14 protein-coding genes are annotated in these 10,710 nt (G+C 73.0%); 9 read left to right on the forward strand and 5 right to left on the reverse strand.

The genetic code is table 11. The features are described 5' to 3' along the window. Positions 1–255 precede the first annotated feature (255 nt). The 3 genes from ACT4N7_RS23100 to ACT4N7_RS23110 all read left to right on the forward strand — a co-directional run bounded on the left by ACT4N7_RS23100 (position 256) and on the right by ACT4N7_RS23110 (position 1,680). Positions 256–570: a DivIVA domain-containing protein gene (locus ACT4N7_RS23100; RefSeq protein WP_444830921.1), complete on the forward strand. Its 315-nt coding sequence runs from the start codon at positions 256–258 to the stop codon at positions 568–570. Further along, positions 567–1,013, forward strand: a complete 447-nt coding sequence (locus ACT4N7_RS23105; RefSeq protein ID WP_444830922.1) for an SRPBCC family protein — start codon at positions 567–569, stop codon at positions 1,011–1,013. The genes ACT4N7_RS23100 and ACT4N7_RS23105 overlap by 4 nt, the downstream gene beginning before the upstream one ends. A gap of 70 nt (positions 1,014–1,083) precedes the next feature. Further along, complete coding sequence (locus tag ACT4N7_RS23110; protein WP_444830923.1) at positions 1,084–1,680, forward strand: DNA-3-methyladenine glycosylase I; 597 nt, start codon at positions 1,084–1,086, stop codon at positions 1,678–1,680. Here ACT4N7_RS23110 and ACT4N7_RS23115 read toward each other — a convergent pair. Together ACT4N7_RS23115 and ACT4N7_RS23120 are read right to left on the reverse strand one after the other, a co-directional pair. Then, positions 1,667–2,461 carry an enoyl-CoA hydratase-related protein gene (locus tag ACT4N7_RS23115; protein WP_444830924.1) on the reverse strand — a complete coding sequence of 265 codons (795 nt, stop codon included), beginning with the start codon at positions 2,459–2,461 and terminating at the stop codon, positions 1,667–1,669. The two genes, ACT4N7_RS23110 and ACT4N7_RS23115, sit on opposite strands and share 14 nt — an antisense overlap. Positions 2,462–2,485: 24 nt before the next feature. After that, complete coding sequence (locus ACT4N7_RS23120; protein WP_444830925.1) at positions 2,486–3,286, reverse strand: PaaX family transcriptional regulator; 801 nt, start codon at positions 3,284–3,286, stop codon at positions 2,486–2,488. A gap of 171 nt (positions 3,287–3,457) precedes the next feature. Here ACT4N7_RS23120 and ACT4N7_RS23125 point away from each other — a divergent pair, with 171 nt between their 5' ends. Both ACT4N7_RS23125 and ACT4N7_RS23130 read left to right on the forward strand, forming a co-directional pair. Further along, entirely contained in the window at positions 3,458–3,625 is a 168-nt protein-coding gene (locus ACT4N7_RS23125; protein WP_444830926.1) for a DUF3117 domain-containing protein, read from the forward strand. Positions 3,626–3,691: 66 nt separating this feature from the next. Beyond that, entirely contained in the window at positions 3,692–5,200 is a 1,509-nt protein-coding gene (locus ACT4N7_RS23130; RefSeq protein WP_444830927.1) for a leucyl aminopeptidase, read from the forward strand. Here ACT4N7_RS23130 and ACT4N7_RS23135 read toward each other — a convergent pair. Both ACT4N7_RS23135 and glgA read right to left on the reverse strand, forming a co-directional pair. Next, complete coding sequence (locus tag ACT4N7_RS23135) at positions 5,122–5,658, reverse strand: GtrA family protein (protein ID WP_444830928.1); 537 nt, start codon at positions 5,656–5,658, stop codon at positions 5,122–5,124. The genes ACT4N7_RS23130 and ACT4N7_RS23135 overlap by 79 nt on opposite strands. A 35-nt stretch (positions 5,659–5,693) precedes the next feature. Continuing rightward, on the reverse strand, positions 5,694–6,860 hold the full coding sequence (glgA, locus tag ACT4N7_RS23140; protein ID WP_444830929.1) for a glycogen synthase: 1,167 nt from the start codon (positions 6,858–6,860) through the stop codon (positions 5,694–5,696). A gap of 128 nt (positions 6,861–6,988) precedes the next feature. On the opposite strand from glgA, the gene glgC reads away from it, so the two are divergent. Next, positions 6,989–8,206, forward strand: a complete 1,218-nt coding sequence (gene glgC, locus ACT4N7_RS23145) for a glucose-1-phosphate adenylyltransferase (RefSeq protein ID WP_444830930.1) — start codon at positions 6,989–6,991, stop codon at positions 8,204–8,206. 37 nt (positions 8,207–8,243) lie between these two features. Further along, a complete protein-coding gene (locus ACT4N7_RS23150) occupies positions 8,244–8,522 on the forward strand; it encodes a hypothetical protein (RefSeq protein WP_444830931.1) in 279 nt (92 codons plus the stop codon). 1 nt (position 8,523) lies between these two features. Here ACT4N7_RS23150 and ACT4N7_RS23155 read toward each other — a convergent pair whose 3' ends face one another. Then, positions 8,524–9,174 carry an O-methyltransferase gene (locus ACT4N7_RS23155; protein WP_444830932.1) on the reverse strand — a complete coding sequence of 217 codons (651 nt, stop codon included), beginning with the start codon at positions 9,172–9,174 and terminating at the stop codon, positions 8,524–8,526. Between the two features lie 231 nt (positions 9,175–9,405). On the opposite strand from ACT4N7_RS23155, the gene sigE reads away from it, so the two are divergent. Together sigE and ACT4N7_RS23165 are read left to right on the forward strand one after the other, a co-directional pair. Then, the gene (gene sigE, locus ACT4N7_RS23160) at positions 9,406–9,990 is read left to right on the forward strand and encodes an RNA polymerase sigma factor SigE (RefSeq protein ID WP_444830933.1); all 585 of its coding nucleotides are present in this window, start codon (positions 9,406–9,408) and stop codon (positions 9,988–9,990) included. Positions 9,991–10,015: 25 nt separating this feature from the next. Further along, positions 10,016–10,627, forward strand: coding sequence for an anti-sigma factor family protein (locus ACT4N7_RS23165; protein WP_444830934.1), 612 nt, complete (start codon positions 10,016–10,018; stop codon positions 10,625–10,627). Positions 10,628–10,710 lie beyond the last annotated feature (83 nt).

Raw genomic sequence — 10,710 nt, forward strand, 5'->3', positions numbered from 1 at the left:
GTGCTGCGCCGGGGGGGGGGCGGGGTGGGCCGCACCTCCCGCCACCCCCCCGCCGGCCCGGGCGCGGGGCCCGACGAACGCGCCGCCTGGCGCGAGTTCACCGCAGTCCTCGACCGCGTCCTGGGCACCGACCACTAGTGGTCACGCCCGGAGATCCACCGAGACCCCCGACGAATCTCCGGTCGCACCACTAGCCTGCCAAGGCTCCGCCGCGCCCTGGTGCGCCCGCGGCTCCGGTCGTGACACGATCGTGCCGTGACCACCGCGCTCATCTACCTCGTCATGATGGTGCTCGTCGCGGCTGTGGTGTTCCTGCTGGCCTCGGTGCTGTTCGGCCGCGGCGAGGAACTGCCCGCACTGCCACCCGGCGCCTCGCCCACCCGGCTGCCCCCGTCCGGCGTCACCGGCGACGACCTGGCGGCCGTGCGCTTCCAGCTCGTCCTGCGCGGCTACAAGATGACCGAGGTCGACTGGGTGTTGCAGCGCCTCGGCCACGAGCTGGACGACTTGCGCGCCCGCGTCGCCGAGTTGGAGGCCGCTCGGCAGACCCCCGCCGAAGGCCAGCGGTGATCGAGGTCACCGAGCGGGTCGACATCGCCGCGCCCGCCGAGACCACCTGGGCCGCGATCACCGACTGGGCCCGCCAGGGCGAGTGGATGCTGGGCACCACGGTCCGCGTCACGGCGGGCGACGGCCGCGCGGTCGGCTCCCGGCTGGCGGCGTTCACCGGCGCGGCCAGGATCGGCTTCACCGACACCATGGAGATCACCGCCTGGGCGCCGCCGCACCGCTGCGAGGTGCTGCACACCGGCAGGCTGGTCCGCGGCACCGGCCTGTTCGAGGTGGTGCCGCGCGGCGAGCGGTCGACCTTCGTCTGGCACGAACGGCTGGACCTGCCGCTGGGCGCGGTGGGCGCGCTCGGCTGGCGGGTCGTCGGCCCCGGATTCCGCTACGGCGTCCGGCGCTCGCTGCGCAAGTTCGCGGAGTTCGCCGAGGGGTACCGCGCCACATGAGCGAACTTGCGAGCGAATCACTGTCACAGGGCGTCCGCGAGCGGCATCGCGGAGCCTGCGAGGGGATGCCATGAGCGAGCTTGCGAGCGAGTCGGTGTCACAGGGCGCCGACGACCGGGTGCGCTGTCCGTGGGGCGACGGCACCCCCGACTACGCGGCGTACCACGACGACGAGTGGGGTGTGCCGCTGCGCGGGCAGACCGAACTCTACGAGCGGGTCAGCCTGGAGGCGTTCCAGTCCGGCCTGTCCTGGATCACCATCCTGCGCAAGCGGGAAGGCTTCCGCGCGGCGTTCGCGGGCTTCGATCCCGCGCGGGTCGCCGGGTTCGGCGACGCCGACGTGGCCCGGCTGATGGCCGACGCGTCGATCGTGCGCAACCGGGCCAAGATCGTGGCCACCATCGGCAACGCCCGCGCCATCCTCGACCTCGACCGCCCGCTGGACGACCTGCTCTGGTCCTTCGCCCCGACCGGCGACCGCCCCCGCCCCGCGACCCTGGCCGACGTGCCCGCCGTGACGCCCGAATCCACGGCGATGGCCAAGGAACTCAAGCGTCGCGGCTTCGCGTTCGTCGGCCCGACCACCTGCTACGCGCTCATGCAGGCCACCGGCATGGTCGACGACCACATCGCGACCTGCTGGCGGGCCGAAGTCAGCGGCCGGTGAAGTTCGGCTCCCGCTTGGCGACGAATGCCTCAACCGCCTCCAGGTGATCACTGGTCGCACCCGCCTCGGCCTGGGTGCGGCCCTCGACGGCCAGGCCCTCGGTCAGTGAGCCGCCCGCCGAGGCCAGCATGGCCTCCTTGATCTTGGCGTACGCCGAGGTCGGCCCGGCGGCGAGCCGCGCGGCGAGTGCCTGCGCGGTCGTCAGCACGGCCGCGGTCGGCACCACCTGGGTGACCATGCCGATCCGCAGCGCCTCCTCCGCGCCGACCGGCTTGGCCAGCAGCATCAGCTCCATCGCCCGGCCGTAGCCGATCAGCCGCGGCAGCGTCCACGCCGCGCCCGAGTCCGCGGTGAGGCCGACGCTCGCGAACGCCATCAGGAACTTCGCGGTGTCCGCGGCGATCCGCAGGTCGCAGGCGTAGGCGAAGGACGCGCCCGCGCCTGCCGCCATGCCGTTCACCGCGGCGATGATCGGCTTCGGCAGCCCGGTGATCGCGGTCACGATCGGGTTGTAGTGCTTCTCGACCGTGCTCAGCGGCGCGGGATCGCCCGCGCGCAGCAGCCCCACGTGCTCCTTGAGGTCCTGGCCCGCGCAGAACGCCTTGCCCGCGCCGGTCAGCACGACCGCGCGCACCGCGTCGTCGGACGCCGCCGCCTCCAGTGCGGCCAGCAGCTCCTCCTTGAGCCGCACGGTCAGCGAGTTGAACGCGTCCGGCCGGTTCAGGGTCAGCGTGCGCACCCCGTCGCGGTCCTCGGTCACCAGCGGCGTCTCGGTCGACACGGGTTCCTGCCTTCCCTCACTGGGCTATGCGGTGGATCTCTGCTTACCACCTCGGCTGAGGCATTCGTCCAGGAACTCGGTCACAGCGGGCGCCAGTCGCGCGGTGTGCCGGTCGAAGAACTCGCCCGCGGCGGTGCCCGGCCAGTCGGCGGGCAGCAACTGCGGGGGCAGGCCGGGGTCGCGGAACAGGAACTTCCGCCACGCGTGCAGCATCCGCTGCGAGGCCGCGAACGCGTCGGCGGGCACCGAACCGTCCACAGCGGACACCACCGGCGCCCACCGTCGCACGAATCCGGCGTACTCGGCGCCGAGCCCGTCGAGGTCCCAGGCGCGCGCCGCCAGCTCCGCGTCCGACCCGTCGTGCGCGCCGTGGAACAGCCGCGCGGGCACCTCCTCGGCGGCCAGCACGTCGGCCAGCTCCGTCGACGGCCGGGGCGCCACCCAGGTGGCCGGGCCGAGCGGGCCGTAGCCGAGCAGGCGCAGGGACGACGCGAGCCGGTCGCGCGGGCCGCGTCCGGGCAGTTCCGCCAGCACCACCACATGCCAGTGACCGTCCCAAGTGGACGGACCGGTGCGGTAGATCCGGGCGCCCGCCTCGTCCAGGCGCCGCTCCGCGCGGTGGGTCAGCGCGTAGCCGGGGCCGTCGGCCAACCGCACCGGGGAGAGCCAGCCCTGACGGACCATTCTGGACACCGCGGTTCGGATCGCGGGCGCGCCGAAGTCCAGCGGCTCCAGCAGTCGGACCAGCGCGGCGATGGTGGCCGAGCCGCCCCGCTGGCGCAGGTAGCCGCCGTAGACGTCGAAGAGGGCGGATCGGGCGCGCACGACGGCTGAGTCTGTCAGTCCGCACCCGGACCGCGCCACCTATCGTGGCCGGTCACGCGACACGCGATGATCGGTTCGATTTCACCGCCGCGACTCCGATAGGGGAGAATGTCGGCGACTCGGCCGATTCACCTCGGCCGGGTGGGCAGGCTATGACGGAGGGAGCACGCTATGGCGGCCATGAAGCCCCGGACCGGAGACGGTCCCCTCGAAGTGACGAAGGAGGGCCGGGGCATCGTGATGCGCGTCCCGCTGGAGGGCGGTGGACGCCTCGTCGTCGAGATGACGCCGGAGGAGGCCGGCAACCTGGGCGACGCGCTCAAGTCCGCCGCGGGCTGACCGGCCCGCAGTTTCTCCCCATCCCCCAGGGCCTCGGCCTCACCCTTCCCCACCACGGAGGATCGCTTGTCCACGCCGGTGCCCGCTCTGCCGACGACGCTGCCCACGGTGGAGGTGTCCGCTGGTCAGCGCAAGGGCATCCCGCTTGTCGTGCTCAGCCGCACCCCGCAGGACGCGGGCCCGCCGCTGCTCGGGCCCGGCGGCGCCGCGCTGAGCACGGACTGGGCCGACGCCGTGTCGCTCACCGGCAAGGCGGGGGAGACCCAGTCCGGTCCGGTCGGTTCGGGTGTCGGGTGGGTCGTGGGCATCGGCGAGGGCACCGAGGAGCACTGGCGCGCCGCGGGTGCCGGGCTGGTCCGCGCCGTGGAGACCGGGCTGGCCGCGGACGCCGAGGCGGACCGCCCGGTCGAGCGCACCATCCAGGTCGAGCTGCCGCCGGACGCGGGGCCCGCCGAGGTCGGCCGGTTCGTCCGCGGCCTGCTGCTCGGCGGCTACCGGTTCAAGGTCACCGCCGAGGAGGCCAAGCCGCGGGTGCGCACGGTGCGGCTCGTGGTGTCCGAAGCGGACCGTCGCGAAGGGATCGAGCAGGCCGTGCGCCGGGCGGCCGCGATGGCCGCCGCCACCGCTTTCGCCCGCGATCTGGCCAACACCCCGTCCAACGTCAAGGACCCGGCCTGGTTGGCGCGAACGGGCGCCAAGGTCGCGGCCAAAGTGCCCGGACTGGACGCCCAGGTCCGCGACGAGCACTGGCTCGCCAAGCACGGGTTCGGCGGCGTGCTCGCGGTCGGCGGCGGGTCCGACCGGCCGCCCCGGTTACTCGAACTGGCCTGGCGCCCCGCGGGGGTGACCGGACCGCACCTGGTGCTGGTCGGCAAGGGCATCACCTTCGACACCGGCGGCATCTCGATCAAGCCCGCCGACGGCATGCACCTCATGCGCACGGACATGGCGGGCGGTGCCGCGGTGATCGCGGCGATGGTCGCCATCGCCAAGCTGGCGCTGCCGGTGCGGGTCACCGGGCTCGTCCCGTGCGCGGAGAACCACCTCTCCGGGTCCGCCTACCGCCCCGGTGACGTGATCCGGCACTACGGCGGCCGCACCACCGAGGTCGTCAACACCGACGCCGAGGGCCGCATCGTGCTGGCCGACGCGATGGCTTACGCGGGTGCCGAACTGGCGCCCGACCTGCTGGTCGACGTGGCCACGCTGACCGGCGCGATGAAGGTGAGCCTCGGCCTGCGCATCGGCGGCCTGTTCGCCACCGACGACGCCCTCGCCGAGCGCGTGGCCGCCGCGGGCGAGCGGGTCGGCGAGGCGTGGTGGCGCATGCCGCTGCTCGACGAGTACGCCGCGGACGTGGCCAGCGACGTCGCCGACGTCCGCCAGTGTCCGCCCGGGCCCGGCGGCATCACCGCCGCCCTGTTCCTGCGCGAGTTCAGCGGCGGCATCCCGTGGGCACACCTGGACATCGCGGGGCCCGCCCGAGCCGACAAGCCCTACGACGACGTGGCCCCCGGCGCGACCGGGTTCGCCGCGTGCACCCTGGTGGAGCTGGCCGACTCGTACGCGTCCTGACCGAACACCCGGTCCAGCACCGCGAACTTCGCGATGAACACAGGCAGTCCACTGAGGACATAGGTGACGTTGAGCACCAGTGTGCGCAGGCCGCGGTCGGCGATCAGCGGGCCGAACAGCCAGTCGACGATCGTGGTCAGCGCGACGGACACCACCCCGCCGAGCACCGTGACCACCAGGTAGCCCGTGAGCTGCCGGGTGAGCTGCGGAATGCCCCGCTGCCCCCACGCCCACCAGCGGATCAGCACGAAGTGCGGCACCGCGCCCGCGGCGAAGGCCACCGCGCTCGCCGTCATCGCGGCCATCCCCGCCGCCGAGTAGAGGGCGTAGAGCACGAGCTGGCTGATCCCCGTCGCCACCAGCGACGCGACGGTGTAGCGGGAGAACCGCACCTTGCTCCCCGCGACCCACTGCGCCATCCTGCGCAGCGCTCGACCGTCCACTTCGGTGCTCTCCACACCGCCACAATAGGTGGCCGCCGCTGATTGAGTTCTCAGGCTGCCCGGTGCCCCAGCACCGCCCGGTAGACCGCGACCGTCCGCTCGGCCACCGACGCCCAGGAGAAGTCGCGTTCGGCCCGCACCCGGCCCGCCGCGCCCATCGCCGCCGCGCGCGCGGGGTCGGCGAGCAGGCGGTTGACGGCGTCGGCGAGCCCGGCGCGGAAGGCCGCGGTGTCCGCCTCGTCGTAGGGCACCAGCAGGCCGGTCACACCGTCGGTCACCACCTCGGGGATGCCGCCCACGGCCGAGGCCACGACCGCCGTGCCGCACGCCATCGCCTCCAGGTTCACGATGCCCAGCGGCTCGTACACCGACGGGCACACGAACACCGCGGCGTGGCTCAGGAACTGCCGCAGGTCGGTCGACGGCAGCATCTCCCGGACCCAGAACACGCCCGCCCGCGCCGCCGCCAGCTCCGCCACCGCCGCGCGGGTCTCCTCGGCGATCTCCGGCGTGTCCGGCGCGCCCGCGCACAGCACGACCTGCGCGTCCGGGTGGACGCGGTGCGCGGCGGCGACCAGGTGCCCGACGCCCTTCTGCCGGGTGATCCGCCCGACGAACAGCACGATCGGCCGCTCGGGGTCGATCCCGAACCGGCGCAGCGCGTCGAACTCGGTCACCGGGTGGTAGGTGGCCGCGTCGATGCCGTTGCGCACCACGTGCACCCGGGCCGGGTCGAGCTCGGGATAGCAGTCGAGCACGTCGGCGCGCATGCCCTCGCTCACCGCGATGATCGCGTCCGCCGCCGCGTAGGCCGTGCGCTCGACCCAGCACGACAGCCGGTAGCCGCCGCCGAGCTGCTCGGCCTTCCACGGCCTGCGCGGCTCCAGCGAGTGCGCGGTGACCACGTGCGGGACGCCGTGCAGCACGCCGGACAGGTGGCCCGCGAGGTTCGCGTACCAGGTGTGCGAGTGCGCGAGGTCGACCCCGGCGGTGGCCGCGGTGATCGACAGGTCGGCCGAGAGGGTGCGCAGCGCGGCGTTCGCGTGCGCCAGGGCCGGGTCCGGTTGGTGCGCCACGGCGTCGGCGCGGGGCTCGCCGAAGCAGTGCACGTCCACGTCGACCAGCGCGCGCAGCGACCGCACCAGGAACTCGACGTGCACCCCCGCGCCGCCGTAGACCTCCGGCGGGTACTCCCGTGTCAGCAGTCCGATCCGCACGCGGCCACCGTAGTCGGCCGCGCCCGGTGGAACGCACTGCGGCGCACGGGTTAACGGCACGCCAACGAAAACGCCCGAGGTCGGGTCAGATGTGGCCGACGTCGCACCGGGACGGCTAGGGTCAGACCGTGAAGGGCCAGCCGCGCGTACTCGGGATCGTGTTGGCCGGCGGCGAAGGCAAGCGGCTCTGGCCCCTGACCGCCGACCGCGCCAAGCCTGCCGTGCCCTTCGGGGGCAACTACCGCCTGGTCGACTTCGTCCTGTCGAACCTGGTCAACAGCGGCTTCCACCAGCTCTGCGTGCTGACGCAGTACAAGTCGCACTCGCTCGACCGGCACATCTCCACCACGTGGCGGCTCTCCAGCGTGCTCGGCCAGTACATCACCCCGGTCCCGGCGCAGCAGCGGCTCGGCCCGCGCTGGTACACCGGCAGCGCCGACGCCATCTACCAGTCGCTCAACCTGGTCTACGACGAGCGGCCCGACCACATCGCGGTGTTCGGCGCCGACCACGTCTACCGGATGGACCCGGCGCAGATGCTGGCCCAACACATCGACTCCGGCGCGGGCGTCACCGTCGCGGGCATCCGGGTGCCGCGCGCCGAGGCCCGCGCGTTCGGCTGCATCGACGCCGACGCCGACGGCCGGATCACCCGGTTCCTGGAGAAGCCCGCCGAGCCGCCGTCTGTCGCCGACGACCCGGAGGTCACCTTCGCCTCCATGGGCAACTACCTCTTCTCCACCCGAACCCTGCTCGAAGCGCTGCGCGCGGACTCGGCCAACCGCGACTCCCTGCACGACATGGGCGGCGACATCATCCCGATGCTGGTCGACGCGGGTTCGGCGCACGTCTACGACTTCGACGACAACGACGTCCCCGGCGCCACCGAGCGCGACCGCGGCTACTGGCGCGACGTGGGCACCCTCGACGCCTACTACGACGCGCACATGGACCTGGTGTCCGTGCACCCGGTCTTCAACCTCTACAACCAGCAGTGGCCCATCCGCACGGCCACCCCGCCGCTGCCGCCTGCCAAGTTCGTCAACGGCGGCTCCGCTATGGAGTCCGTTGTCGGCCCAGGCTCGATCATCTCCGGCGCCACGGTGATCGACTCGGTGATCAGCTCCGACGTCGTCATCGAGGACGGTGCCGTGGTGGAGGGCAGCGTGCTGTTGCCGGGGGTGCGCGTCAGCAAGAACGCCACCGTGCGCCGCGCCATCCTGGACAAGAACGTGAGCGTCGCCGACGGCGTCCGCATCGGCGTCGACCCGGAGCTGGACCGCGCGCAGTACACCGTGAGCGCGGGCAACGTCGTCGTGCTCGGCAAGGGCGCTCGCGCCGAATAGCCCCACAGGGCCGCCGCGCCGGAGTACCGTCCAATTCATGGACGAACCCGGTCCGCCTTCGCCTGGTGACCCGTACTCCGCTGTCTGGCGGATGACGCCGGTCGGCGACGCGGCGGGCCACGGCCGCCAGTCGCGCCCGATCGCGGGCATCGTCGCCGGGCTGGTGGTGTTCAGCCCGTTCGGGCTGATCGTGGGCATCCTGCTGGGCTGGTGGTTCTCCGACACCGCGCTGGTCGAGTGGGCGCTCATCGTCACCCTGTTCGGCCTGATCGCGGCGGGCTCCGTCGGCTTCTTCGTGGCCAACGACGAGTCGTAGCTCAGCCGACTTTCGCGGCGACCAGCAGTCCGTCGCCGATCGGCAGCAGCAGCGGCACCAGCCGGTCGTCCTCGCGCACCGCCCGCGCCACCTCGCGCAGCCCCACCGTCTCCGCGTCGCGGCGGGCGGGGTTGGCCACCCTGCCCTGCCACAGCACGTTGTCGAACGCCAGCACCCCACCTGGGCGCAGCAGCCGCACGCCCTGCTCGTGGTAGCCCGGGTACTCCGGCTTCGCGGCGTCGACGAACAGCAGGTCGTAGCCGCCGTCGGTGAGCCTGGGCAGCACGTCGAGGGCGCGGCCCATGATCAGCCGGGTGCGGCCGGGAGCGACCCCCGCCTCGCTGAACGTGCGTTTGGCGACCGCCTGGAGTTCTGGCTCGATGTCGATGGAGGTCAGTACGCCGTCCGGCGCCATGCCCCGCAACAGGTAGAGCCCGCTCACCCCGGCGCCGGTGCCGATCTCGACGACGGCCTTCGCGCGCACGGCCGCGGCCAGGAACCGCAGCGCCGCACCGCAGGCCGGGCCGATCGGCGCGCAGCCCATCGCCACGCCGCGGGCCCGCGCCGAAGCGAGCGAGTCGTCCTCGGTGAGGTAGCCCTCGACGTACTCGCTGAGCTCCGCCGACTCCACGGCAGGCGATTCCGGTCCCACGGGAACGCAGATTAGCGGCGGAAGTCCCGAAATCGGGTGAACCTGACCGGAAGGTCACGCCCGCCGTTTTTCTCAGGCTCGTCTCAGCCGGTTCTCACGGTCGCCACATGGGAGTACTCCATTGTGGTGGACATGGCGGGGAAGCAGTCGAAAGCGGGGAACATGGTGGGCAGTGTGCGCGTTGACCAGGTGAGTGGGCCGGACGGTCTCCAGGAGGTGCGTATCCCCACGATGCAGACGCAGTCGATGCCCGCGGTCGAACCGCGCCCAGTCGACTTGGACGCCGCGGCGTGGACGCCGCCGTCCTGGGACGAGGTCGTGCGCGAACACGCCGACCGGGTCTACCGCCTCGCCTACCGCCTCACCGGCAACACGCACGACGCCGAGGATCTGACCCAGGAGACCTTCATCCGGGTCTTCCGCTCGCTCGCCTCCTACAAGCCCGGCACGTTCGAGGGCTGGCTGCACCGCATCACCACCAACCTCTTCCTCGACATGGCGCGCCGCCGCTCGCGGCTACGCATGGAGGGCCTGCCCGAGGACACCGACCGGCTCGCGGGCGACGACCCGAGCCCGGAGCAGGTCTACGCCGAGACCCACCTCGACCCCGACCTGCAGGAAGCGCTCGACGAGCTGCCGCCGGAGTTCCGCGCCGCCGTGGTGCTGTGTGATGTCGAGGGGCTCTCGTACGAGGAGATCGGTGCGACCCTCGGGGTGAAGCTGGGTACTGTGCGCAGCAGGATCCACCGGGGCCGCCAGGCCCTGCGGGCGTCGCTGGAGCGCCGCCGCGCGCTTGCCGAGGGGGCCGCGTCATGACCGGGTACCCCGGGGAGGCGGCATCATGACCTCCGAGCGTGGCTGGGGGTTGTCCGAGCAGCACCTGATGCCCGACGCCGTGGTCGCGTTCGTCGACGGCGAACTGTCCCGCACGGCCAACGAGCGGGCCACCTCGCACGCGGCCACCTGCCTGTGGTGCGCGGCCGAGATCACCGCCCAGCGCCAGGCACGGACGGCCGTGCGCACGGCCGACGCGCCGTCGATGCCCGCCGGTCTGCTCGCGTCGCTGCGCGCCATCCCGCACGAAGTCGAACTCCCCGCCACCCCCGACGGCCTCGCCGTCACCGCGGACGGCCAACTCGTTGCCGTGCAGCGGCCCGACCGCGTCCCGTCGACCGGGTTCGGTTCGAGCAGCCCGCTGGGTGCCTCCGCCAAGCTCGGCGAGGGCCGTTCGGTGCTCGGCAAGCGCGGCAGCCGGGGTGCGGGCGTGGTCGTGTCGGGTCTGGTGCTCGGGGCGTTGGCGCTGGTCAACACCAGCGGTGCCGGTCCGGCGCCGGAGGGCGCCGAGTCGCCCGCGCCCGCTGTCGGCGGCGACGTCGAGCCGGTCGGTTTCGTGGGGACGCGGGTGTCCACCCCGTTCCCGGCGCCGAGCTTCGGCTTGCTCATCGCCCGCTGAGTCGCTTTCCCGAGTCGTGTCCTGAGGTGGGCGTGGCGGCGTGCACGCCCACATCAAAGTCCACCCCGCCTCCAGGACCTCGA

The organism is Actinokineospora sp., from assembly GCF_052390155.1.
Taxonomy (GTDB): Bacteria; Actinomycetota; Actinomycetes; order Mycobacteriales; family Pseudonocardiaceae; genus Actinokineospora.